Below are 22961 nucleotides of genomic sequence, written 5' to 3'. Positions count from 1 at the left end.
TGCCGGTGCCGGTGCCGTCGCCCGGTAGGAGCGCGCCCTGCGCGCGACATGTGTTCGCGCCGGTCCGCAAGCTGGCGCGGCAGCTCCCAGGCACGGCCTCAAAACATGTCGCGCGCAGGGCGCGCTCCTATGAGGTGGCGCGCTTAGCCTTCCACGCCACGACGGAACGCAGGTTGCGCTCCAGTTCCGCGATGGTGAGCGGGAAATAGTCGTCGTCTTTGTCGGTTACCCGCCAACTGGCCAGCCGCTTGTCTGTCACGGGCACGCCGCATGCGTTCAACGCGTCGCGTACGTCGGCGGAATCGAGCCCCGTGGCTTCGAGAATCAGCTGCCATAGCCAGTTCATGCGTTGAGGGTCCACACCGCGTGTCATCGGCGGGCGGGTGTAGCCGCGGGCGGGTGCGTCGAAGTGGCTCATGGTGTACTCCCTGCTTGCGCGTGCCGGCAAGTATGACAACGACACCTGCGAGGGAAATCGGCGCACGGCCTGGATCTGTTCAGCGTTTTCCTGCCCGGGGTCGGCGCACCATCCCTGCAGGCGCCTGCCTGCAGGTGAGTCCGCCACACGCGGAGTGTCTCAGGCCGCGCCTATGACACGAATGCGATCTCGCGCTGCACCGGGCGAATCACGTAGCCCACCGGCAACCAGTTGCCGCCGCCCGGGCCGCCGGGCGCGAGCGACACGGTTTCGAACAGCACGGCGCGTGTGTAGTGCGATACGAAGATCACGTTGAGGTAATCGCCGGCGGGAAGCCCCACCGGATCGCGCACGCGCGTCACTTCGAACCATTCGCGACCGACAAGCTGGCCGCGGTCGAGACGGATCTTGCGCAGGTAGCGCACCCATTCCGCGCGGGGCACCATCTTCTGCATCATCGCGCCGGCCTCCAGCCACATGGCGTCGGCACGGCGGCCGTCGGACATGCGTACCCAGTGGGTGGCGCAACTCACGGCGTTGTCCAGCGAATTCGGCTGCGGACCGAGCCGCGGCGCATTGCTGATGCTCAACAGCGAACCGAGCGCGTTCGTTCCGGGAACGCCGGTCGGGGCAGGCTTTCGTGCGGGTGCGGGCACCGTGGACATGGTCCCTCCTCCGTCATGGGGACAGGCCCAGCTTCCGGTGCCCGCTGCCCGCTGCCAAGTCGGCCGGATGGGATAAGCGGGTTGGCTGGGGCCGGAATGCCCGCTGCCGCGGGATCGCCGGCGGAGCCGGCTCCCACAGACAGCGCGCTTCGCGGGGCGACTAGCGCCGCCCGAAGGCCAGGACCTCGGACGTGTAGGTCTCGACCACCAGGCTGAAGGGCTGGTTGGCCTCGGTGTAGAGGACCGCACGGTGGCGCAGCACCTCGTAGGGGATGGCCAGCGGCCCCTTGTGCGGCGGGGGCAACGGCGCGTCCATCTCCCAGCCGGCGGGAAGCGGGGACCACAGCAGATCGGCGCTGAGCGTCTGGCGGCGGAAGTGCAGCGCCTGCACCACCTTGCCGAAGGGCTGGTCGGTGGTGTCGAGGATGCGGTTCATCTCCGGTGTGAGGCGCGAGGGCACGTACCAGTTGTCGGCTTCGGACAGCACGTGCTCGCCGCATGCCAGCTGCACGCGGCGATACCGCACCGGCTCATCCGCGCCGATGCCGAGGGTGGCGCGCTCGGCGTCGGGCAACGGTTTGTCCTGCCCTTTCACGCGGCGGGCCAGGATCTTCGCTTCCGGCGCCAGGCCGTGGCCGCCGCACCAGCGTTCCAGCGTGAGCGTGGCACTGGGATGGCTGAGCAGGTCGGCGTTGAGCGTCTGCAGCAGCGCCAGCGCCTGCGTGCGCGACGCCACGTCGTCGCTCCACGGCTCGCGCGCCTGCGCGGTGGCGGCCAGGACGGCGATGGAGGTGGCGGCAAGAATGGTACGGCTGTTCATGGGTAATCCTTCACGGTGTTCGTATGGTCCGGTGGCCGCGGCGCTTCGTTGCACTTTGTGGGAGCCGCTTCAGCGGCGATGGGTGCTCGCGGCAAGATGGCCCGCTGCCGCGGGATCGCCGGCAAAGCCGGCTCCCACATAAAGCCGGCTCCCACATAAAGCCGGCTTGTACATGGGAGCCGACTTGCACATAAGTCGGCTCTCAGAGATCACAGCCCTTTCGCCGCTTGTGCCACCGCGCGGAACAGCGCGCGGCCCTTGTTCATGGTTTCTTCCCACTCAGCCGCAGGGTCGGAGTCGAAAACGACGCCGCCGCCGGCCTGCACGTGCAGGCGACCGTCCTGGATCACGGCCGTGCGAATGGCGATGGCCGTATCCGCATCGCCCCACCAGCCGAGCCAACCGATGGCGCCGGCGTAGATGTTGCGCTTGAACGGCTCCAGCTCCTGGATGATTTCCAGCGCGCGGATCTTCGGCGCGCCGCTCACGGTGCCCGCAGGGAACGTGGCCTTGATCACGTCCATGTACGACAGGTTGTCGCCAATCTCGCCTTCCACCTGCGACACGATGTGCATCACGTGCGAATAGCGCTCCACTACGAAGGATTCGGCAAGCTCCACCGTGCCCGTCTTGCTCACCCGGCCCACGTCGTTGCGGCCGAGGTCGATGAGCATGAGGTGCTCGGCGCGTTCCTTCGGATCGGCGAGCAGTTCCGTTTCCAGGGCGACGTCTTCCGCTTCGTCCTTTCCGCGGCGGCGCGTGCCGGCGATGGGGCGCAGTACCACGCGGCCGTTCTTCAGGCGCACCAGGATCTCCGGCGACGAGCCCACGATCTGCGTGGGGCCGATGTCGATGAAGAACATGTACGGCGACGGGTTCATCGCGCGCAGCGCACGGTACACATCCACCGGGCGCGCGTTGAAACCGATGCTGAGGCGCTGCGAAGGCACCACCTGAAAGATGTCGCCGGCGCGGATGTATTCCTGCGCGGTGCGCACCATCGTCTCGTATTCCTCGCGGGTGAACGAGGATTTGAAGTCGGACTCGTCGAGCGCTTCGGGCTGCAGCAGCTGCGGATACGACACACCGCCCTGGCGCAGGCGGAAGGCGAGCGCGTCGAGCCGACGCGAGGCTTCCGCGTACGCCTGCGGACGCGACGGATCGGCATGGACGATGAGGTAGAGGCGCCCCTTGAGGTTGTCGAACACCGCCACTTCGTCGGCAAGCATCAGCAGCACGTCGGGCGTGCCGAGCTCGTCCTTCTTGTCCCACTGCGCCAGGCGCTTTTCGATGTAGCCGATGGTCTCGAAACCGAAGTAGCCGACGAGGCCGCCGGTGAAGTCGGGCAAGCCCGGGAGCTTCGGCACGTCGTACTGCTTGCGCAAGATTTCGATCTCGCCGAGCGGATCGTCGAGGTGGCGACGTTCGACGACCTCGCCGCTTTCCTCCACTTCCAGTTCGTGCCCGCGCAGGCGGTACACCCGGCGCGCCGGCAGGCCGATGATGGAATGGCGTCCCCAGGTAGCGCCGCCCTCCACCGATTCGAACAGGAAGGTGTACGGGCCGTCGGCCAGCTTCAGGTACACCGACAGCGGCGTGTCGAGGTCGGAAAACACCTCGCGCACCAGCGGAATGCGCGTGTGGCCCTGCGCGGCGTAGGCGTCGAATTGTTCGCGGGAGATCATCGAAGGCGGGACTGTGGGGATGAATCCCCGATTGTAGGCGATCCCCCCGGTAGGAGCGCGCCCTGCGCGCGACAGCTTTTCGCGAGCCTCTGCAAGTGTGTTTGCGGACCTGGGCGAAAGGCTGTCGCGCGCAGGGCGCGCTCCTACCGGGGCCTTCTCGTCATTTCAGGCCAGACGCTGGCGAGGCAGGCCTTTCAGGTGAAGGGTGAAGGCCACGCCGCCCTCGACGTTGCGGGCGCTGGCGCTGCCCTGGTGCCGTTCGGCCACCAGGCGCACCACGTACAGACCCAGCCCGAGATGCGGGGCATCGCCCGGCGTGGCCTTGTCGCGCAGGCTCACCAGCGAGTCGAACAGCCGCCCCTGCATCGCCGCCGGCAGCGGCGGGCCCTGGTTGGCGAGTTCGATGTCCGCGCCGTCGGGCGCCGCACGCAGCGCGATGCGCATCCATCCATCGGCCGGCGTGAAGGACAGCGCGTTGTCGAACAGCTTGTCCAGCGCCTGGGCCACGAGTTCCGGCGACACGTGCATGAAGACCGGCGTTCCGGGCAGTTCCACCTCCAGCCGGCGCTCGCCCGCGAGCACCCGGTAGCCTTCGGCGCAGCCGCGGACGATGTCGGCCAGGTCGACGTCCTCGGCTTCCGCGGCGGCAATGGCCCGTTCCATGCGGCTGGCTTCGCTCATGGCGCGCACCAGCGCCCCCAGGCGCGCCACGCCGTCACGGGCGCGCGCCAGATAAGGCTCCGCCTCGGCGGGCAAGCCGGCGTGATCGAGGTTGTCCAGCGAGGATTTCACGATCGCCAACGGCGTGTTCAACTCGTGCGAGAGCTTCGAGGCCAGCGTGCGCAGGTAATCGGTATAGCCACCCACCACGTCGAACAGGCGCTCGAAGCTGCGCGCGAGGTCGCCCAGTTCGTCGCCGGCGTCGGTCAGCGGGAAAGGCCCGTCGAACCGCCCGTCGTTCGCCTGCGCGCGCTCGGCCGCGTTGCGCAGCCGGCGAAGGCGAATCGTCAGCCGCGTGGCGAACAGCAGCAGCACGCCGCCCGCCACGAGCAGCACCGCGAAGCTGGTAAGCAGGAGGCCGAACAAGGCCCGGTTTGCCAGCAGCGGCACGGCGCGGCTAGGCTGCTCCAGAAGCACCACGCCGTGCAGTTTCCCGCGCGCCTGCACGGGCATTGCCACGGCCAGCACGACGCTGCTTCGCGCCTCGCCGGCACGCCATGCGGTGGCGGGTTTTCCTGCGATAGCTTCGCGCACCTCCGGAAGATCGATGCGCGGCGCATCTTCCGCCCAGGCGCTCTCCGCGTCGAAGCGGGTGGCCAGCAACGAGCGGTACACCAGCGACGCGAACCAGCCGGGGCGCTCGGACGCGGGAAGATCCGGCAGGTCCAGCCTGCCACTCTGCGCCACCAGCCACGCATCGGGGGACAGCAGGCGCACCCGCACACCGTCCGGTGCCAGGCGCGCCAGTTCCTGCGACAGCGCCGGGGAGAAGTCGACGAGCGGGCGGCTCTCGGCGCTCAGCGGTTCATTGTCGCCGGCGGCGGCCACGTGCACGCCGAGGCCGAAACGATCGAGGCGAAGGCCGCGCGGCAGCTTGAACTCCACACGGAAACCGCTGCCGTCTTCCTGCCATTGCGCGCTGATGCGGTCGGGCAGCACGCCCGCCTCGGCATCGAGCGCGATGGCAGTCGTGGGGCCCGGCGCCGCGCTGGCCAGCAGGTAGCGCTGCGCGTCCTCGCCGCTGGCGATGGAGACGATGAGATGGTCCGCGCTGAGCGCCAGGCGGTCGCCGGCGTCCGCACGCCGCCGCTGCGGCGCACGCACTTCCACGCTGAAATACAGCCAGTGATCGTCTTCGGCGAGCATCACCTTCGCGTTGCTGCCGAAGGTCTGTGCCCAAGGGCTGAGGGACGCCCAGTCGTCGCCGTAACCGTCGATCGTGATCGGCACCGGCGTGCGTTGCAGATACCACGCGGGGCCGGCGGGCGGCAGCGGCGCATCCACCACCACGAGGCTGCGCGCCATCGCGCGCGCCGACGCCAGCAGGGCCTGGGCCTGCCCTTCGCGCAGCAGCGTTTCCATCTGCCGCACGTAAAGCCATCCGGCGACGGGAAGCGCCAGCGTGCACAGTGCGACCAGGAGGAGTTTTTGGCGGAGGGTCATGGTATGCAGGGCATTGTAGGAGCGCGCCCTGCGCGCGACTTCTTTTCGCGCCAGTCCACAAGCCTGCGCGCCAGCTCCGGGGCAAGGCCCCAAAACATGTCGCGCGCAGGGCGCGCTCCTACATCACGGCGTCCAGCGATAGCCCACCCCGTGCACCGTCTCGATGGCATCGAAGTCCGGCGCCAGGGCTACGAACTTCTTGCGGATGCGCTTGATGTGCGAGGTGATGGTGGCATCGTCCACCACCAGTTCCGCTTCGCGCATGAGCTGGTCACGATTCTTTACGTGGCCGGGGAAACGCACCAGCGTGTGCACCATCCAGAATTCGGTCACGGTCAGCGGAATCTCGATGCCGTTCCACAGCACGCGCATGCGCTCCGATTCCAGCTTCAGCGGGCCGTGCTCGATCACGGTCTCGCTGGCCGTGGGCGTCTTCAGCGACTCGATGCGGCGGAACAGCGCGGCGATGCGGGCGGCCAACTGGTGCAGGCTGGTGTCTTTGGAAAGGTAGTCGTCCGCGCCGAGGCGAAGGCCCGAGATCACGTCGAAGTCCGAATCCCGCGCCGTGAGGAAGATGATCGGGAGCGTGGCCGACTTCGCACGGAGTTCGCGGCAGAGGTCGAAGCCGCCTTCGGGCTCGTCGCCCAGGCCGATGTCGATGATCACGAGTTCGGGCAGGCGCATGGCGAAGGCGTTCGATGCCTCGCCCCGCGAGCCGTAACCGCGCGTTTCGTAACCGAAGCGATTCAGGGCCTCCACGTAATTGGCGCGGATGAGGGGTTCGTCTTCGACGATGGCGATACTGCGGGCCATGGGGCATTCCGTGGATGGGTTCGGCGTGCGCAGCGTGCTATGTGCCCGCCCGCGCTGCAAGACCCGCACCCGCATTGCCCGCGTTTCGCCTCCCTGAACGCCGCCCGCAAGCACGATTCCGGCCCCTCCGGCCGTGAACGAAGTCTTTGCCCCCCTTTTGCCATAAACGATCCGCGGATTGCCCTGGACAGGACGCCCCGCCCGCCGCGTGCGGCTTTCAACTGTGCATGACGGCGTGACATCCGGCGCCGGAGGAGAACCCATGAAAACCAAGCCCGACGCCGACAACACCGAACTCGAACGCGACTTCGAACCCCTGCGCGTCGCCCTTGCCCTGGGCGCGCTGCTGCTGGGCCTGCTTTTCGGCGTGCATTGACGGAGGCATGACCATGGATCTTTTCGACGACTTCGTGGAACCGGCCATGGAAGGCCTTGGCGCGGCCGGCGCGCACGGAAGCGCGCCGGTCGCCGGGCCGGCGGAACCCGACCCCAACTGGCAGCCCGTTTAACCCTTTCCCCTGAGCTCCTCCCCCCGGAGCCTCCTTCACTCCCCCATCCACATGGACGGGGGAGCTTTTTGCGAGCCGTTATTGGGGCGCGCGAACGCGCGAGGCCACCTGTCCGATCGGCAGCAGCTCCGTCTGCTGTACTTCACCCACCGTGACGGTGCCGGCCATGCCGCGGAAATAATCCTCGCCCGCGTGCGACAGCAACTTGTTCATGCTGAAACTGGAGCCTCCTCCGACGCGGTTCGGATCGCCGTCGGCGCCGAACTGCCCGAGGGATTCGCCATTCGGCGGCGACAGCCCGTTGATGAAGATGGAACCGCCGACGGCGGTCGCGGCTTCGATCATCCGCATCTCGGCAAGATAACGCCGGTGCGCGCGCTTGCCCGCCACGGGATCGGCGTACCGATCGCGCAAGTCGCGCCAGTAGGTATCGGCCTGCGCGCGTTCCTCCGGCGAGCTTCCGAGGTAGGCACGCGTGAAGGCCTTTTCATACAGCGGATCGTGGCGCTCGGCCGCCAGCGCCAGCCATGCCACGCCCAGGGGGCGGTTCACCTTGCCCCTGTCGCCGTTGAAATACATGAGTCCCAGCACGTACTGAGCCGGCTTGCTCGCCCAATAGGCTGCGTCGCGGAAGCGCTCCTCCGCACGGCTGTCGTGGCCCTGGCCGTAATCGCGCACGCCGGCGCAAAAGTAGTACTCCCCGGGAAGCAGCCGTTCGAGTCCGGTGGCGCAGGACCTGACGGACGCCTTGATGGCCTCCCTGGGGTTGTCGGGCACCGCTTCGCCGGCAACGGCGGCGGTCGAAACGCAGAACAGTACGAACGCGAAGATCCTTACGGCTGGCATGATCACTGCCTCCATGTTCGTTGGATTTTTGAGCCCCCGCCCCCGCGGGCCGTCCGTCGAGCGACGGACGGCTTTCCGGAGGTTACTCCGATCCGGCTAGTCGTGTCGGGCCGCCGTGGTCACCTGGCTGATCGGCACCAGTTCGGCATCGCCCACGAACACGTGACTGTTGTACCCGTAGAAGTACATGGCCTTCTGGGTCTGCAGTATGCGGCCGAGCGAGAAGCCGCTTTGCAGCGGCTCACCGCCGGGAATACCGGCGTATCCGTAAGGCAGCGTCACGCCGTCGATGAAGATGCTGCCGCCGAAATTCACCGCCCAGGCGATCTGCCGGTATTCGCGGTCGAAGCGGCGTTCCGCGCGTGGTGCCGCCACGGCATCGGCGTAGGTGCCCTTCATGTCTTTCCAATAGGCATTCGCCTGGGAAAGCTCATCCGGCGTCACCTGCTGGTAAGCCGAGACGAAGGTCGGCTCGTAAGCGGGGTCGTGCCGTTCCGAGGCCAACGCCAGCCACGCGAGGCCAAGCGGGCGATTCTTCTCCGCATGATCGCCATTGAAGTACATCACGCCGAGCGCGTACTGCGCAGGCTTGCTGCCCCACGCGGCGGCGTTGAGCAGGCTCTGCCGGGCAAGACCGTCATGCCCGCTCCAGTAGCTGCGGGCCGCGGAGCAGAAGTAGTAATCGCCCGGGAGGAAGCGCTCCAGGCCACCCGGACAAGGCATGAGGGAACGCGAAACGGCGTCCTTCTGATCGGGCAGCGGCTGGGGTTTCTCGCCCGCAACGGCGAGAGGCGCGGCGGAAAGTGCCGCGAAGGAGAGAACGAACGATGCGATGCATTTCATGATCGACTCCGACGGTTGTCTCACGGTACCCCCGGTACACGGAGCAGCTTCGGACCGCGCTGTGGAGTCCTCCCCTGAAACGCCGTCACGGTCCGGAGCGGCGTCCCAACCCGGCGGGGACATCACTTCCCGGTGGGCCGCTTCACCTTAGCAGTGGAATTGCTATCGACATGTGAAAACCGTCGCCCGCCAGGCGATCAACCGCCAATGGCCGCATGCATGCGGCGGATGACATCGGCATAGTCCGGCGCGTTGAAGATGGCCGAACCGGCCACGAAGGTATCCGCGCCCGCGGCGGCGATCTGGCCGATGTTGTCGGGCGTGACGCCGCCGTCCACTTCCAGGCGGATGGCGCGGCCGCTCGCGTCGATGCGCTCGCGCACGTGGCGGATCTTGTCCAGCGCCGTGGGAATGAACTTCTGCCCGCCGAAGCCCGGGTTCACCGACATGATCAGCACCATGTCGATCTTGTCCATCACGTAGTCCAGCCACGAGAGCGGCGTGGCGGGATTGAACACCAGGCCGGCCTCGCAGCCTTCGTCCTTGATGAGCTGGATGGTGCGGTCCACGTGCTCGGTGGCTTCCGGGTGGAAGCTGATGCTGCGCGCGCCGGCCTTGGCGAAATCCGGCACGATGCGATCCACCGGCTTCACCATCAGGTGCACGTCGATGTGCTCGGTAATGCCGTAGTTGCGCAGCGCCTTCAGCACCATGGGCCCGATGGTGAGGTTGGGCACGTAGTGGTTGTCCATCACATCGAAATGCACCCATTGCGCGCCGGCATCGAGCACCTTGCGCGTGTCTTCGCCCAGACGGGCGAAATCAGCGGAAAGGATGGACGGGGCGATGACGGGGGATTGCTTGGCCATGGCGGACACCGGTTCGTTTATGTGGGAGCCGCTTCAGCGGCGATGGCTGCTCGCGGAAACGCTGGCCCGCTGCCGCGGGATCGCCGGCATAGCCGGCTCCCACAGACGCACGCCGGACGAATCATACGCGGCTGCCATGGGATTACTTGAACCCCCGCTCCGCCTTGATGCGTTCGTAAGCCGCGTTGATCTCGCTGGCGCGGGCTTCGGCGCGTCGGCGCATGTCTTCCGGCAGGTCGCCCAGGCGGTCGGGGTGGTGTTCGGAAATGAGCTTGCGGTAGGCACGCTTGATGGCGCGGTCGTCGGCGTCGCGCTGGATGCCGAGGATGGCGTAGGGGTCGGGCCCCTGGGTGTTCCGTTGCGGGGGCACATAGCCGCCGCCGCTGGCCCGGCCACCGTAGGCGCGGCCGCCGGCGCCGGCGTTCCATGCGTAGCCCTTCATCGCCATGAGCGCCATGAGTTCCATGTCGCTGACACGCAGGGCGAAGGCCAGCTGGCGAAGCAGGGCCATCTTCTCCGGCGAGGGATTGCCTTCCGCCAGCACCGTTTCGATCACCACGTCGATCACAGGGAACGCGTGGTCGCGGCGGTGGCCGACCCAATGGCGCAACTCGTCGATCACCGCGGTGGCATTGAATTCGGGCTGCTTGCCCTCGTTGAAGGCGTCGATGGCGGTGCGGCGGTCGTCCTGGTCGAGCCCCATGCGCGCCATGAGCCGCTCGGCGATGGCGATCTCGGCCTCGGAGACGCGGCCGTCGGCCTTCGCGACCGCGCCGATCAGGGCAAACAGCGGGGCGATATAGCCGCCCTGGGCCGGGGTGCGCCGCCGTTGCTGCTGACGACTGGCGTCGAACATGAAGCCGAGCGCGCCGCCGACGATGGCGCCGAGGAGGTTGTGGGTGATCCACATGCCGAGGACGGCGCCGATGAGCGTGCCGGTGAAATTCATTGAGCGGCCTTGGGAGGCGGAAGGGCGGAATACCACTCGGCGAGCCGGTCGAGTTCCGCATCGGTGAGAGGGCCGGTCGCGGCGCGCATCACGGGAATGTCGCGGCGGCCGTCGCGGTACTGGCGCAGTGCCTCGCGCAGGTAGTCGAGCTTCTGCCCCGCCAGGTTGGGGGCGCCGGGGATCCTGCCGACACCGTCTTCACCGTGACAGGCGGCGCACAGGCCGAGGCGCGCCGGCTTCTCGGGCGGCGCGGCGAGGACAGGGGCGGACAGGGCCAGGGCTAGCGCCGCGGTCGAAAGGATTCGCATGGCAAGGCTATGGGGGCGGTAACCCGGGATTCTAGCAGGCCCGGTGGCAGGGGCCTCCTCCCGCAGCATGCGACGCCATTCGCGTAGGAGCGCGCCCTGCGCGCGACGTCTTTTCGCGTCAGGCTCGAGGCTGGCGCGCAAGCCCCCGGTCACGGCCTCAAAAGACGTCGCGCGCAGGGCGCGCTCCTACGCGGGGAAACGCCGGTGGCGAGCGCTACAATGGAAGGCTAGCCGCCCTATCTGGAGCCCACCGTGCCCACCACCCTTTCGCAATCCGACCTCCCCGGCCTGGAACTCATCCACCGCGGCAAGGTGCGCGACGTCTACGCCCTGCCCGGCAACCGCCTGCTGATGGTGGCGACCGATCGGCTCTCGGCGTTCGACGTGGTGTTGCCCGACCCGATTCCGGGCAAGGGCGAGATGCTCACCCAGATCTCGAACTTCTGGTTCGCGAAAACGGCGCACATCATCCCCAACCACCTCACCGGTGACGACGTGGCCTCGGTGCTCCCGAAGGGCGTGGATCCCGCGCTGTACGCGAAGCGTGCCGTGGTGACGAAGCGCCTGAAGCCCGTGCCGGTGGAGGCCATCGCGCGCGGCTACCTCATCGGGTCTGGCTGGAAGGATTACCAGGCCACGGGAGCGCTCTGCGGCATCACGCTGCCGCCGGGCCTGCGCCAGGCGGAGAAACTGCCCGAACCCATCTTCACGCCGTCGACGAAGGCGGCCGTGGGCGACCACGACGAGAACGTGAGCTTCGATGACGTGGTGGCGGCGGTGGGCGAAACGCTGGCCAACGCCGTGCGGAAGGCCACGCTGGATATCTACACCTTCGCCGCGGCCTATGCCGCCGAACGGGGCATCATCGTGGCGGACACCAAGTTCGAGTTCGGCACCGACGAGCACGGCGTGCTGCACATCATGGACGAGATGCTCACCCCCGATTCCTCGCGCTTCTGGCCGGCCGACGAATACGCCGTGGGCATCAGCCCGCCCAGCTACGACAAGCAGTTCGTGCGCGACTACCTTGAACGCGTCGGCTGGAACAAGACGCCGCCGGCACCGAAGGTCCCGAAAGAAGTCATCGACGGTACCGCCGCGAAATACGCCGAAGCCCTCGACAAGCTCGCCGGCATCCGCCTAGATTGAGTCGCCGCTTTCGGTTCACGGTTCACGGTTCACGGTTCACGGGGGTCCCCATGCGTGACGCAGCAACGTGGTTCGGCAACTACAGCCGCGACCACCAGAACCCGACCAACCAGCTGATCCACTGGATCTGCGTGCCGGCCATCACCTGGACGGTGGTGGCCTTCGTCTGGCTGATCCCCGTACCGCAATGGCTCGGCAAACCCGGCTTCTGGGCCGTGTTCGCCATGTTCCTGGCCTTCTGCTTCTACTACTTCCGGCTTTCCCGCGTCATCGGACTGGCCATGGCCGGCGCCTTCGTCGCGCTGGCGCTGTTCACCGACATGCTCTACCGCGAGATCGGCATCACCGGCCTCACGAAGCTGGCGATCGGCGTGTTCGTGCTGGCCTGGATCGGCCAGTTCGTGGGCCACAGGATCGAAGGCCGGCGTCCCTCCTTCTTCACCGATCTCCAGTACCTGCTGATCGGCCCGGCGTGGCTGATGAGCAAGGCGCTCGGCCGCTTCGGCGTGTCGTACTGACGGACCCACCGTGACCCAGTCCCTCCTGACCCTGTTCTCCGCCGGCATCTGGTGGGTGATCTACTCCAGCGCCATCGCGGTCGTTCCCGCCCTGATCGTATGGCTGTCGCTGCGCTGGCTGGAAAAGACCCCGGTGGTGTTCAACCGGGCCTACCTCGCCAGCCTGCTCTGGGCACTGGCCGCCGTGCTCACGGGCGGCCTGGTCATTGCCGCGCAGCATGGCCGCGCGCCGGGGGCATCCATCTTCACCCTGCCCTGGATGCGCGCGTCGCTGGTGGCGGACATGGTGCTGGGCGCCTGGCTGGTGTGGTGGATGGTGCCGCGCGTGGATGCCCGCCGGGTGAAGCCGACCAGCGCCTGCATGGCGGTGGCGCTCGTGATGGTGGTGGCGATGGTGGTGGGAACCGCCATTCGGCGATAGGGGTGCCCTATCGGCGCCATTCGCAGCATCAGTTGGACTTGGGCCCGCCCGTCCCCATAATGAGATTCATTCTTATCGGTAGTCAGCAGCCATGGCTCGACAGATCAAATTCGCGGCCACGCACTTCAGCATCGCGTTTTCCATGAGCTATGCGGTGAACCAGAACGTGGCACTCAGTACGTTCTTCGGCATCGCGGAGCCCATCGCCTTCGCCTTTGGCCGCGATCTCACGCGCGGCGGGCATCGCGGTATTCCGCTAACGCCCGCCTGATCCACCGCCGATGCGTGCGTTGGTTTCGGTCACCGCGCGCGTGAAGCCCTCGAACGGGATGTCGGTGATGCCGACCAGCCCGATGTGCGCGTTCTCGCCATCGAGGATGCGCCCCGTGACCGGCTGGTCCACGTACTGGAACCAGTGCGTGCCCACGACCACACCTGACGACGCTGCAGCGTCCACGAAACGGGCGTAAGCCTTGCCGCGCTCCTCCTCGTTGGCGACGGCCGCGAGGCCGCTGCCGAATGGCCCCCTGTCCGGCGAACCGAAGTGGAACTCCGTGATCAGCACGGGTTTGTCGAGCTTGCGGAAAGCGGCGACGTCGAAGCCATGCTCGGGCACGTCGGTATACGTGTTGATGCTGGTGACGTCCGCATAGGCCGCACTCGCTTCCTCCACCTCGGGCGTTCGGACGGCCAGACGGCCGCCGAGGAACAGGTGGTGCGGATCGGCCTTCTTGAGCGTCTCGGCCACCGTGCGGAAGTACTGCGCCGCGTATAGCTTGAGGAAAGCGATGTAGTCGACGGCGATCGCGGGATGGGCTTCGTCGGGTGGAGGCGCCCTGAAGCCTTCTGTCGCCACCGCGTCCCAACGCGTGACCGGCACGCCCCACGCCTTGGCGAACGTCGCGATGTCGCCATGGGTTTTCTCGAGGTATGCCAGGAAGGCTTGCTTGGCGGGGCTGGCAGGCCCTTGCGCGAGCGTGCCGATAGCGAGCGCCCAACGCCCCTGCGGTCCCTGCCCCGCCCAGGCAAGTTCGTTGTCGGCGAAGTAGCCGAGGAGCCACGGGTCGTCGCGCACGCCCGTGGTCGCCTTCGCGACCGCTGCCTGCGTGGCGGCGGCGAAGCGTGGATCGAACGGATCGGGCATGCGGCCCCAATAGTCGAAACCGGTGCTCACCGAGTTGAAGTCGCCCTTGATCAGGATCGGGACGGTATAGGCGATGCGGGATTCGTCGGAAGCTCCCACAGAGAAAGCGGGATCGCTCCAGTTGCCGAGGGTGTTGAAGCGCCAGGCCTTCAAGCGATCGATCGTGCGCTTGCGCCATGCGGCGCGCACGTCGCCGTCGCCGAACGAGCGCGCGACGTTGTTCGCATAGACGTCCCACCAGCGCCCGTGATTCATCCCATTGTCGCGCTGCGATCCCTGGTCGCTGCGGCTGTCGCCCACGCCGCCGAACCTCCCGTTCGCGGCAGCCGGGTCGGCAAACATGAATTCCCGCCCCTGCACATAGGTGCGACCGTCGGTGAGGTTCACCGCGTTCACGCCGAGCGAGAAGAACGCGTGGCCCTCCGGCGACACCAGCCACCAGCGGTCGCCCTGCTTCTGCGTGTGGAACCAGCCGGTGGCCCGCATGGCGGGTAGATCGGTACGGCCGCCGAAGCGGTCGAGATTCGTCGACTTCGGCGCGGCCGGTGCTGCATTGGCCCGGGCCTTCAGCGACGCATGGTCGGCGACTTTTTCAGGCCAGGTGGCTCGCGTGTACTGGCCAAAGCGGTCGACAATGCCGGCATAGGCGGCACGCAGATCCCCGTCGCCGGGCGCGGTATCGAGTTGGCCGAGCAGGATCGTCTGCGGCGCGCCGGGACTCGGCATCGACAACGTCACGGCCGTGACGGCTCCCGCATCGATGGCACCATCCACGGTGGTCGCCACGAGCCGAAGCCCCGCCACCCCTGTAGGGGCCGCTATAACGGCGAGCGCAGCACCGCCCCCCGCTTTGCCACCAGCAGTCCCGGCAAACGGCATCGGCGGCCCCACCTGCATCCCGAATGCACGGGGGGATGTCGCGTGCAACGGCAGCGAAAGCGTCATCGGCGGACCGGGAGGAAGGCCGACCGTGGCAGTGAGGTGCTTCGCTCCGGAGGCCACGTCGACGATCAGCGTCACGGGCCAGGGCATGCCGTTTTGTAAGCGCCAGCGCATCGTGCCGTTGACTGGCCAGCTCCAAGCCCCTTGCTTCGGCGCCAGCAGGAGCGACGGCCTCGGTGCCGGCTCGAAGGTCACCGCTACCAGTTCCTCACCACCGGCGGCCTTGCGCACGGTGGGATCGAGTGTCGCGTCGGTGCCGGCGATGCGTAGCGCGTCCCCGGGATGTACCGGCGACAGCGTTACCGGCGACAGCGTGGCGCCGTGAGCGGTGACGGCGAGGCCGCCAAGGGCGATGGCAATCAAGACACGCATGGCATCACTCTGCCACGGTGGAGATGAATGGGTTGTGCGACCTTCCTGTGCAGCGAGTTGTGGGAGCCGGCTTTGCCGGCGATCCCGCGGCAGCGGGCACGCTTGCCGCACGCTCCCTATCGCCGCTGAAGCGGCTCCCACACGAGGCCGCGCCAGCCGATATCTTCAGCGACTCGCAACGGCGGAACGCCGTCGCCACAGATAATAAACCGGGACACCGAGCGCGATGATGACCAGGCTCATGCCTGCATCGCCAGGCGTATCGATCGCCGTCGCCGCGATCACGCACAGCACCGTCGTGGTGAAGATCAGCGGCAACCACGGGTAACCGGGCACGAGGTATGGCGAGGGCTCCGACTTCAGCTTCTTGCGATACCAGAAGATCGTGGCGATGCCGAAGGCATGCGACAACCATTCGCCCACCGTCGTGTAGTTCAGCAGCGCATTGAAGCTGCCCGACAGGATCAGCACGATCGCCCACCCGCCCAGCGCCGCCAGCGCGAACTGCGGTGCGCCCGTGCGGGGTTCGATGCGCGCGATGGGCCGGAAGAACATGCCGTCCGCGCTCATCACCTGCAGCACGCGCGCGCCGCCTGCAATGGCGATGCTGCAATAGCCGAAGGTGGAACACGCGATGCCCACGGCGATGATCGTGGCGCCGGATTCCCCGAAGACGCGCCGCATGAGGTCGGCGGCGGGCGCGGTGCTGGCCGCCAGGCCGGCATGACCGAGGCCCGCCATGTAGGCGACGTTCACCAGCACGTAGCAGACCACGACGCTGAGCATGCCGAGGCCCAGCGCGCGGGGCAGCGTGCGCTGCGGTTCGCGCACTTCGCCGGCCAGATCGTTGAGGTAGTGGAATCCGCCGTAGGCGAACAGCGCGGGAAGCAGCGCCCCGACGATCGTGCCCACCGGCACATCGTGCGTCGGGTCGGCGGCGAACGCGAGGCCGAGATGACCGCGCGCCAGGAACAGGCCCACCACGATCAGGAGCGCGACGGCACCGAGCTTCAGGACGGTGAAGGTGTTCTGCACCAAGGCACCGGCGCGGATGCCGAAGAGGTTCACGGCGACGATGAAGCTGATCGCCCCGACCGCCACGGGCTTCACCCATTCGGTCGGCAGGCCGATGGCACGACACGCATAGTCGGCGAACGTGGTGGCGACCGCGGCGACGCTGCCGGGGTAGTTGATGAGCGCCATGGTCCAGCCGAAGAGGAACGCCGGCAGTTGCCCGAAGGCCTCCCGCAGGTAGACATAGGTGCCCCCTGCCTGCGGTCTCCGCGCGCCGAGTTCGGCGTAACAGAGCACCCCGGCGAGGGTGAGCAGGCCGCCGAGCGTCCAGAGCACGATGACCTCGGTGCCGGAACTGGTGAGCTGCGCAACGGTGGCCGGCGTGCGGAAGATACCCGCGCCGATGACACCGCCGATGACGATCATCGCGGCATCCCAGATGCCAAGGCGACGGAAGTAGTGGGCTGGCTGAGGGGCTGGCATCCGGCGACGATGCCATAAGCGCGCGCAGGAGCGATAGGGTTCGAGCGGGAAACCGGGGTCTATGCGGGGCCCCGCTGTTCGTGTGGGAGCCGGCTACGCCGGCGATCCCGCGGCAGCGGGCCAGCTTGCCGCAAGCACCCATCGCCGCTGAAGCGGCTCCCACACAGAGCTCGCCCACTTTGGCGGTTCCTACACAAATCCTGCTTGCCTTGTGAGGTGTCGAGTGTCTTCTGTGGGAGCCGGCTACGCCGGCGATCCCGCGGCAGCGGGCAATCTCGCAAGCACCCATCGCCGCTGAAGCGGCTCCCACACAAAGCGCGCCCACTTTGGCGGTTCCTACACAAAGCCTGCTTGCCTTGTGAGGTGTCGAGTGTCTTCTGTGGGAGCCGGCTACGCCGGCGTTCCCGCGGCAGCGGGCCAGCTTGCCGCAAGCACCCATCGCCGCTGAAGCGGCTCCCACACAAAGCGCGCCCACTTTGGCGGTTCCTACACAAAGCCTGCTTGCCTTGTGAGGTGTCGAGTGTCTTCTGTGGGAGCCGGCTACGCCGGCGATCCCGCGGCAGCGGACCAGCTTGCCGCAAGCACCCATCGCCGCTGAAGCGGCTCCCACACAGAGCTCGCCCGCCCTGGCGACTCCTGCAAAGACGATCGCCTGGGCAGCGCCGTTAGAGCCAGACTGCGTTCCAATAGGGGTAGTTACCGATCCGGTCCACCAGCCCCGCCCGAAGGGGATTCGCCACGAGGTAGCGTGCGGCGGCCACTATGTCGTCGTCCTTACGTAGCGCCCGGTCCTGAAACGACTTCTGCCAAACAGGAGATTTACGCCCGCTCGAGCGCTTGACGGCACTGGAGACGAGGGCCTTATAGCGGGCGACAACGCGGGAGATGTCTCCTTCGCGCAACTCCACCAGTCCATGCCAGTGATCGGGCATAAGTACCCATGCCAGGCAATTCGCACCTTTCCAGGCGGATGGCGAATGGCAGATCCGCGAAGCACGACGCGCATGGGAGATGTCACGAAAGATCGGTGCGCGATTCCACGTCACCGCAGTGATCAGATAGATCTGCCCAGGCTCTGATATTCGGCCTCGACGAAGGTCTTTGGAATGGGGCTGCTGCATACCCCAACCATGCCGCACACAGAACGCCCGCGATGCCGGTGAGCACCGCGGGCGTAGGCGCGTTATTTCTTCTTCGGAATGTAAAGATCCGTGATGGTGCCTTCGTACACCTCGGCGGCCATGCCCACGGATTCGCCCAGCGTCGGGTGGGGGTGGACGGTGCGGCCGATGTCGCCGGCTTCCGCGCCCATCTCGATGGCCAGGGCCAGTTCGGAAATGAGGTCGCCCGCGTGCGGGCCGACGATGCCGGCGCCCACGATGCGGTGGGTTTCCTCGTCGAACAGGAGCTTGGTGAAGCCTTCGGTGCGATCGATACCGATGGCGCGGCCGGAGGCCGCCCAAGGGAACTTGCCCACGCCGATCTTCAGGCCCTTTTCCTTCGCCTCGCGCTCGGTCACGCCCACCCAGGCGATTTCCGGGTCGGTGTACGCCACCGACGGAATCACGCGCGCGTCGAAGAAGCTCTTCTGCCCTGCCGCGGCTTCCGCCGCCACCTTGGCTTCGTGCGTGGCCTTGTGGGCCAGCATCGGCTGGCCCACCAGATCGCCGATGGCGAAGATGTGCTTCACGTTCGTGCGCATCTGGCGGTCGACGGGAATGAACCCGCGATCGCTGACTTCGACGCCCGCCTTCTCTGCGCCGACCTTGCCGCCGTTCGGCACGCGGCCGACGGAAACCAGCACACGGTCGTACACGGTGGTTTCGGGAATGCTCTCGCCGTCGAAGGTGACTTCGATGCCCTTCTTCGTGGCCTTGGCTTCCACCACCTTCGTCTTCAGGTGGATGCCCTTGTAGCGCTTGGCGATGCGCGCCTGCAGCGGCTTGATGAGATCGGCATCGGCGCCCGGGATGAGCTGATCGGCGAGTTCGACCACCGTGACCTCGGAGCCCAGACCGGCATACACCGTGGCCATTTCCAGGCCGATGATGCCGCCGCCCACGACGAGCAGCTTCTTCGGCACGTCGCGCAGTTCGAGCGCGCCGGTGGACGTGATGATGCGCTCGTCGTCCCACGGGACCGAAGGCAGCTTCACCGGCTGCGAGCCTGCCGCGATGATCGCGTTGCGGAAGCGGATGAGCTTGGTGCCCTCGGCCGTCTGGACTTCCATTTCGTTCGGCGAAATGAAGCTGCCGACGCCGGTGACGGTACGCACCTTGCGTGCCTTCGCCATCTGCGCGAGGCCACCGGTGAGCTTGCCGACCACCTTCTCCTTAAAGGTGCGGAGCTTGTCGAGGTCGATCTTCGGCTTGCCGAACGCGATGCCGTGGGCTTCCATGGCGGCCGCTTCGTCGATGACGGCGGCCGCGTGCAGCAGTGCCTTCGACGGAATGCAGCCCACGTTGAGGCACACGCCGCCGAGCGATTCGAAACGCTCGACCAGCACGGTGTCCAGCCCGATGTCCGCGCCGCGGAACGCCGCCGTATAGCCGCCCGGGCCGGAGCCGAGAACGACCAGTTCGCATTCGATGTCGGCCTTGCGGCCGGAGTCGCCGGCCGCCGTGGGCGTGGGAGCCGAAGCGGCGGCCGCCTGCTTCGGCGGTGCGGGCGCGGGCGACGGCGGTGCCGGCGGGGGCGCGTCCTTCGTCACGGACTGCCCGACCACTTTCTCCGCAGCCGGCGCTTGCGCTCCACCCTCGGCCTCGACGAGGGCGATGACGGTGCCATCGTTGACCTCGTCGCCGACCTTGACCTTCAGTTCGACGATCTTGCCGCCCTGGGAGGCGGGCACGTCCATCGTGGCCTTGTCGGATTCCAGCGTGATGAGGCTCTGGTCCTTGGCGACGGTGTCGCCGACCTTCACCAGGATCTCGATGACGGGTACGTCGTGCGAGCCGCCGAGATCGGGAACCTTGAGTTCGATCGTGTTAGCCATGCGTGCCGGCCTCCGTCAGAGCAAGAGGCGACGGATGTCGCCGAGCTGGGTGGCGAGGTACACGGCGAAGCGCGCGGCCAGGGCACCGTCGATCACGCGGTGGTCGTACGACAGGGACAGCGGCAGCATGAGGCGCGGCGCGAATTCCTTGCCGTTCCAGACGGGCTTCATCTGCGCCTTCGACACGCCGAGGATGGCCACTTCGGGTGCGTTGATGATCGGCGTGAACGCCGTACCGCCGATGCCGCCGAGCGAGGAGATGGAGAAGCAGCCGCCCTGCATGTCGTTGGCGGTGAGCTTCTTGTCGCGCGCCTTCTTCGAGATCTCCGCCAGTTCAGCGGCGAGTTCGAGCAGACCCTTCTTGTCGGCGTCGCGAATGACCGGCACGACGAGGCCGTCCGGCGTGTCCACGGCGATGCCGATGTTGAAGTACTTCTTCAGCGTGAGGTTCTCGCCCGACGCGTCGAGCGACGCGTTGAAAGTGGGGAACTTCTTCAGCGCCGCGACCACCGCCTTGATCTGGAAGACGAGCGGGGTGATTTTGAGGTCCTTGTTCTCTTCGCCGAGCTTCTTGCGGAAGGCTTCCAGTTCGGTGATGTCGGCGTCCTCGAACTGCGTGACGTGCGGAATCATCGCCCAGTTGCGCGCGAGGTTCGCTGCCGAAATCTTCGGGATGCGGCCGAGCGGTTTCTCTTCCACTTCGCCGAACTTGGAGAAGTCCACCTTCGGCCATGGCAGCAGGCTGAGCCCGCCGCCTGCGGCCACCGCGCCACCGGCGGACGGTGCCGCGCCGGAGGTCATCACCTGCTTCACGTAGTTGCTGACGTCTTCGCGCTGGATGCGGCCGCCGCGGCCGCTGCCCTTCACCTGCGCCACGTCGACGCCGAGCTCGCGCGCGAAGGCGCGCACGGCCGGGCTGGCGTACGGCGCGTTGGCCGGCATGATGACGCTGGCGTCGAAGGACACCGGCGGCGTGCGCGGCGCGCCACCGGCCGGAGTGTCGGATGCGGGAGCCGCTGCGGTTTCGCGCTGCGGCGCCGGCGCGGGTGCCTCGGCGATGCCGGGTTTATCCGTGGACGGCGCGGGCTGCGTATCGGCTGCGGCAGCCGCGGCGGACTCGCCGCCCTCGCTGTCCAGGATGGCGATGACGTGGCCGTCGTTGACCTCGTCGCCGACCTTGACCTTGAGTTCCTTGATCGTGCCCGCGGCGGGCGCGGGAATGTCCATCGTGGCCTTGTCGGACTCGAGCGTCATCAGGCTCTGGTCCTTCTCGACGCGGTCGCCGGCCTTCACCATGATCTCGATGATCGGCACCGGCTTGCCGCCGATGTCCGGCACCTTCACGTCCACCGGACCCGACGACTTCGACGCGGACGGCGCCTTGGCGGCCGCGGGGGCCGGGGCGGGAGCCGGAGCCGGAGCGGGTGCCGGGGCGGCGGCGGCTTCAGCCTTCGGCGCAGCGGCGGGGGCATCGCCCTCGGCCTCGATCAGCGCGATGATCGCGCCCTCGTCGACTTCGTCGCCGACCTTCACCTTCAATTCCTTGATGACGCCAGCGAAAGGCGCCGGCACTTCCATCGTGGCCTTGTCGGATTCGAGCGTGAGGAGGCTCTGGTCCTTCTCGACGCGGTCTCCTGCCTTGACCATGATTTCGATGATCGGCACCGGCTTGCCGCCGATATCGGGAATGCGGGCTTCTTTGACGTCGGCCATGGAACCTCCTAGAAACAGGCGCTTGCGGGCGGACGAACCCGCTGGCGGGGGAAGATGGGCGCCCGTGCTGCGGCGCAACCGGACGATTGTAATCCCTCAGGAGCGCGCCCGGACCCGTTTTCCACGATTAAAACGGTCGTTTGGGGCGGATTCCCGTCCGCGTGGAGGTCATGAGCCTGTGGGAGCCGGCTATGCCGGCGATCCCGCGGCAGCGGGCAGCTTTGTCGCGAGCCCCCATCGCCGCTGAAGCGGCTCCCACACAAAGCTCGCATTCCTGTGGGAAACCTCTGTGCTTGGGGGGGCTTCCGAAAAAGACAGTTGCTCCCACACAGAGCCTGCTTGCGAAAAGGCCATGCTTTTGGGGGAGGCGCCCGATCTAACCGTCGTTCGACGATGCCTGCGGCGACGGGGTCTTCCCTTCCTGACCGGACGCCGGCCCCACCAGGCGAATCTCGCTCTGCGGGTACGGGATGGTGATCTCTTCCTCGGCGAAGCGTTCCTTGATCCGGCGGAGCAGCGTGGTCTGCGCCTCCCAGAGGTCCGGCACCGTGGTCCAGCCGCGGATCACCAGGTTCACGCTGGAATCGCCGAGGCCTTCGGTCCATACGCCCGGCGCGGGGTTCTTGAGGATGCGGGCGTCTTCGGCGAATAGTTCCTGCACCACCTGCATCGCCTTGCCGATATCGTCGCCGTAGCCGATGCCCACCTTCAGTTCGAAACGGCGCGTACCGCGCACGTTGTAATTGATGATGGCATCGCCGCCCACCTTGGCATTCGGCACCACGGCCTGGCGGTTGTCGGGCGTGACGAGGTACGTGTGCATGAGATTCACGCTCTCCACCGTGCCGTCGATACCGCCCACCGTCACGAAGTCGCCCACGCGGAACGGACGGAACAGGATCAGCAGCACGCCCCACGCAAGGTTGGACAGCGAGCTGTTCAGCGCAAGGCCGATGGCCAGCCCGGCGGCACCGATGGCGGCGATGAATGAGGCTGTCGGCACGCCCATGGTGCCCAGCACCTGGATGAAGAGCAGCGCGAGCAGAACGCCGTAGATGAGGTTGCGCAGGAACAGCGCGAGGGTGACGTCGACGCGGGCGCGCTCCAGGGCACGGCGACCGAAGTTGGCGAGCCGGGCGGCGATCCAGAAGCCGACCACCAGCAGGAGGATCGCCAGACCGATGCGGATGGCGTAAGTGAGGGCCAGCGCACGCATGGCCTGGTCGATACCGAGGCGGTCGAGGAAGTCGATCATGTGTCCCTGCCTTTGTTGCGTTTGAAATCCGCAACGAGGCTAGCAGGGCGCCGTTGAAAGTGCAGTT

At 67.2% G+C, this 22961-nt stretch carries 21 protein-coding genes; 4 read left to right on the top strand and 17 right to left on the bottom strand.

Annotated features, from left to right (window positions below; all coding sequences use genetic code 11):
* Positions 1–127: 127 nt before the first annotated feature.
* The 11 genes from HBF26_RS19010 to HBF26_RS18960 form a co-directional block, all read right to left on the bottom strand.
* Positions 128–418: a hypothetical protein gene (locus tag HBF26_RS19010; RefSeq protein ID WP_167129748.1), complete on the bottom strand. Its 291-nt coding sequence runs from the start codon at positions 416–418 to the stop codon at positions 128–130.
* Between the two features lie 170 nt (positions 419–588).
* A complete protein-coding gene (locus tag HBF26_RS19005) occupies positions 589–1083 on the bottom strand; it encodes a DUF4019 domain-containing protein (RefSeq protein WP_167129746.1) in 495 nt (164 codons plus the stop codon).
* Between the two features lie 160 nt (positions 1084–1243).
* Complete coding sequence (locus HBF26_RS19000; RefSeq protein ID WP_167129744.1) at positions 1244–1903, bottom strand: hypothetical protein; 660 nt, start codon at positions 1901–1903, stop codon at positions 1244–1246.
* A gap of 209 nt (positions 1904–2112) precedes the next feature.
* Positions 2113–3588: an anthranilate synthase component I gene (gene trpE / locus HBF26_RS18995; RefSeq protein ID WP_167129742.1), complete on the bottom strand. Its 1476-nt coding sequence runs from the start codon at positions 3586–3588 to the stop codon at positions 2113–2115.
* 165 nt (positions 3589–3753) lie between these two features.
* A complete protein-coding gene (locus HBF26_RS18990; protein WP_167129741.1) occupies positions 3754–5751 on the bottom strand; it encodes an ATP-binding protein in 1998 nt (665 codons plus the stop codon).
* A gap of 123 nt (positions 5752–5874) precedes the next feature.
* Positions 5875–6564 carry a proteobacterial dedicated sortase system response regulator gene (pdsR, locus tag HBF26_RS18985; protein WP_167021781.1) on the bottom strand — a complete coding sequence of 230 codons (690 nt, stop codon included), beginning with the start codon at positions 6562–6564 and terminating at the stop codon, positions 5875–5877.
* Between the two features lie 587 nt (positions 6565–7151).
* On the bottom strand, positions 7152–7919 hold the full coding sequence (locus HBF26_RS18980; RefSeq protein WP_167129739.1) for an SEL1-like repeat protein: 768 nt from the start codon (positions 7917–7919) through the stop codon (positions 7152–7154).
* 96 nt (positions 7920–8015) lie between these two features.
* Positions 8016–8762, bottom strand: coding sequence for an SEL1-like repeat protein (locus tag HBF26_RS18975; RefSeq protein WP_167129737.1), 747 nt, complete (start codon positions 8760–8762; stop codon positions 8016–8018).
* Positions 8763–8959: 197 nt separating this feature from the next.
* Positions 8960–9631: a ribulose-phosphate 3-epimerase gene (gene rpe / locus HBF26_RS18970; protein WP_167129735.1), complete on the bottom strand. Its 672-nt coding sequence runs from the start codon at positions 9629–9631 to the stop codon at positions 8960–8962.
* A gap of 142 nt (positions 9632–9773) precedes the next feature.
* Positions 9774–10580, bottom strand: coding sequence for a co-chaperone DjlA (gene djlA / locus HBF26_RS18965; protein ID WP_167129733.1), 807 nt, complete (start codon positions 10578–10580; stop codon positions 9774–9776).
* Positions 10577–10888 carry a c-type cytochrome gene (locus HBF26_RS18960; protein ID WP_167129732.1) on the bottom strand — a complete coding sequence of 104 codons (312 nt, stop codon included), beginning with the start codon at positions 10886–10888 and terminating at the stop codon, positions 10577–10579. The genes djlA and HBF26_RS18960 overlap by 4 nt, the downstream gene beginning before the upstream one ends.
* A 252-nt stretch (positions 10889–11140) precedes the next feature.
* Here HBF26_RS18960 and HBF26_RS18955 point away from each other — a divergent pair, with 252 nt between their 5' ends.
* From HBF26_RS18955 to HBF26_RS18940, 4 genes are all read left to right on the top strand, one after another.
* A complete protein-coding gene (locus HBF26_RS18955; protein WP_167129730.1) occupies positions 11141–12037 on the top strand; it encodes a phosphoribosylaminoimidazolesuccinocarboxamide synthase in 897 nt (298 codons plus the stop codon).
* 50 nt (positions 12038–12087) lie between these two features.
* Positions 12088–12555, top strand: coding sequence for an Mpo1 family 2-hydroxy fatty acid dioxygenase (locus HBF26_RS18950; RefSeq protein ID WP_167129728.1), 468 nt, complete (start codon positions 12088–12090; stop codon positions 12553–12555).
* A gap of 10 nt (positions 12556–12565) precedes the next feature.
* Positions 12566–12976, top strand: a complete 411-nt coding sequence (locus HBF26_RS18945; RefSeq protein WP_167129726.1) for a hypothetical protein — start codon at positions 12566–12568, stop codon at positions 12974–12976.
* Between the two features lie 91 nt (positions 12977–13067).
* Complete coding sequence (locus HBF26_RS18940; RefSeq protein ID WP_167129724.1) at positions 13068–13247, top strand: DUF2061 domain-containing protein; 180 nt, start codon at positions 13068–13070, stop codon at positions 13245–13247.
* On the opposite strand, the gene HBF26_RS18935 is transcribed toward HBF26_RS18940, so the two are convergent.
* The 6 genes from HBF26_RS18935 to HBF26_RS18910 all read right to left on the bottom strand — a co-directional run bounded on the left by HBF26_RS18935 (position 13233) and on the right by HBF26_RS18910 (position 22894).
* Complete coding sequence (locus tag HBF26_RS18935) at positions 13233–15434, bottom strand: beta-agarase (protein WP_167129722.1); 2202 nt, start codon at positions 15432–15434, stop codon at positions 13233–13235. The genes HBF26_RS18940 and HBF26_RS18935 overlap by 15 nt on opposite strands.
* 165 nt (positions 15435–15599) lie before the next feature.
* Positions 15600–16931 carry an APC family permease gene (locus HBF26_RS18930; protein WP_167129720.1) on the bottom strand — a complete coding sequence of 444 codons (1332 nt, stop codon included), beginning with the start codon at positions 16929–16931 and terminating at the stop codon, positions 15600–15602.
* Between the two features lie 665 nt (positions 16932–17596).
* Complete coding sequence (locus HBF26_RS18925; RefSeq protein ID WP_167129718.1) at positions 17597–18052, bottom strand: REP-associated tyrosine transposase; 456 nt, start codon at positions 18050–18052, stop codon at positions 17597–17599.
* Positions 18053–18114: 62 nt separating this feature from the next.
* On the bottom strand, positions 18115–19926 hold the full coding sequence (gene lpdA, locus HBF26_RS18920) for a dihydrolipoyl dehydrogenase (RefSeq protein WP_167129716.1): 1812 nt from the start codon (positions 19924–19926) through the stop codon (positions 18115–18117).
* Positions 19927–19941: 15 nt separating this feature from the next.
* Positions 19942–21639, bottom strand: a complete 1698-nt coding sequence (gene aceF / locus HBF26_RS18915; RefSeq protein ID WP_167129714.1) for a dihydrolipoyllysine-residue acetyltransferase — start codon at positions 21637–21639, stop codon at positions 19942–19944.
* Positions 21640–22015: 376 nt separating this feature from the next.
* Positions 22016–22894 carry a mechanosensitive ion channel family protein gene (locus tag HBF26_RS18910; protein WP_167129713.1) on the bottom strand — a complete coding sequence of 293 codons (879 nt, stop codon included), beginning with the start codon at positions 22892–22894 and terminating at the stop codon, positions 22016–22018.
* Positions 22895–22961: the final 67 nt, after the last annotated feature.

The organism is Luteibacter jiangsuensis, assembly GCF_011742555.1.
GTDB lineage: Bacteria > Pseudomonadota > Gammaproteobacteria > Xanthomonadales > Rhodanobacteraceae > Luteibacter > Luteibacter jiangsuensis.
The sequence above is the reverse complement of the archived record's forward strand: the minus strand, read 5'-3'. Positions and strand labels throughout refer to the sequence as shown.

What these genes read in the sequence shown, in the direction of transcription:
- HBF26_RS19010 (WP_167129748.1), bottom strand. Translation starts at nt 418, where the DNA reads ATGAGCCACTTCGACGCACCCGCCCGCGGCTACACCCGCCCGCCGATG.
- HBF26_RS19005 (WP_167129746.1), bottom strand. Translation starts at nt 1,083, where the DNA reads ATGTCCACGGTGCCCGCACCCGCACGAAAGCCTGCCCCGACCGGCGTT.
- HBF26_RS19000 (WP_167129744.1), bottom strand. Translation starts at nt 1,903, where the DNA reads ATGAACAGCCGTACCATTCTTGCCGCCACCTCCATCGCCGTCCTGGCC.
- trpE (WP_167129742.1), bottom strand. Translation starts at nt 3,588, where the DNA reads ATGATCTCCCGCGAACAATTCGACGCCTACGCCGCGCAGGGCCACACG.
- HBF26_RS18990 (WP_167129741.1), bottom strand. Translation starts at nt 5,751, where the DNA reads ATGACCCTCCGCCAAAAACTCCTCCTGGTCGCACTGTGCACGCTGGCG.
- pdsR (WP_167021781.1), bottom strand. Translation starts at nt 6,564, where the DNA reads ATGGCCCGCAGTATCGCCATCGTCGAAGACGAACCCCTCATCCGCGCC.
- HBF26_RS18980 (WP_167129739.1), bottom strand. Translation starts at nt 7,919, where the DNA reads ATGCCAGCCGTAAGGATCTTCGCGTTCGTACTGTTCTGCGTTTCGACC.
- HBF26_RS18975 (WP_167129737.1), bottom strand. Translation starts at nt 8,762, where the DNA reads ATGAAATGCATCGCATCGTTCGTTCTCTCCTTCGCGGCACTTTCCGCC.
- rpe (WP_167129735.1), bottom strand. Translation starts at nt 9,631, where the DNA reads ATGGCCAAGCAATCCCCCGTCATCGCCCCGTCCATCCTTTCCGCTGAT.
- djlA (WP_167129733.1), bottom strand. Translation starts at nt 10,580, where the DNA reads ATGAATTTCACCGGCACGCTCATCGGCGCCGTCCTCGGCATGTGGATC.
- HBF26_RS18960 (WP_167129732.1), bottom strand. Translation starts at nt 10,888, where the DNA reads ATGCGAATCCTTTCGACCGCGGCGCTAGCCCTGGCCCTGTCCGCCCCT.
- HBF26_RS18950 (WP_167129728.1), top strand. Translation starts at nt 12,088, where the DNA reads ATGCGTGACGCAGCAACGTGGTTCGGCAACTACAGCCGCGACCACCAG.
- HBF26_RS18940 (WP_167129724.1), top strand. Translation starts at nt 13,068, where the DNA reads ATGGCTCGACAGATCAAATTCGCGGCCACGCACTTCAGCATCGCGTTT.
- HBF26_RS18935 (WP_167129722.1), bottom strand. Translation starts at nt 15,434, where the DNA reads ATGCGTGTCTTGATTGCCATCGCCCTTGGCGGCCTCGCCGTCACCGCT.
- HBF26_RS18930 (WP_167129720.1), bottom strand. Translation starts at nt 16,931, where the DNA reads ATGCCAGCCCCTCAGCCAGCCCACTACTTCCGTCGCCTTGGCATCTGG.
- HBF26_RS18925 (WP_167129718.1), bottom strand. Translation starts at nt 18,052, where the DNA reads ATGCAGCAGCCCCATTCCAAAGACCTTCGTCGAGGCCGAATATCAGAG.
- lpdA (WP_167129716.1), bottom strand. Translation starts at nt 19,926, where the DNA reads ATGGCTAACACGATCGAACTCAAGGTTCCCGATCTCGGCGGCTCGCAC.
- aceF (WP_167129714.1), bottom strand. Translation starts at nt 21,639, where the DNA reads ATGGCCGACGTCAAAGAAGCCCGCATTCCCGATATCGGCGGCAAGCCG.
- HBF26_RS18910 (WP_167129713.1), bottom strand. Translation starts at nt 22,894, where the DNA reads ATGATCGACTTCCTCGACCGCCTCGGTATCGACCAGGCCATGCGTGCG.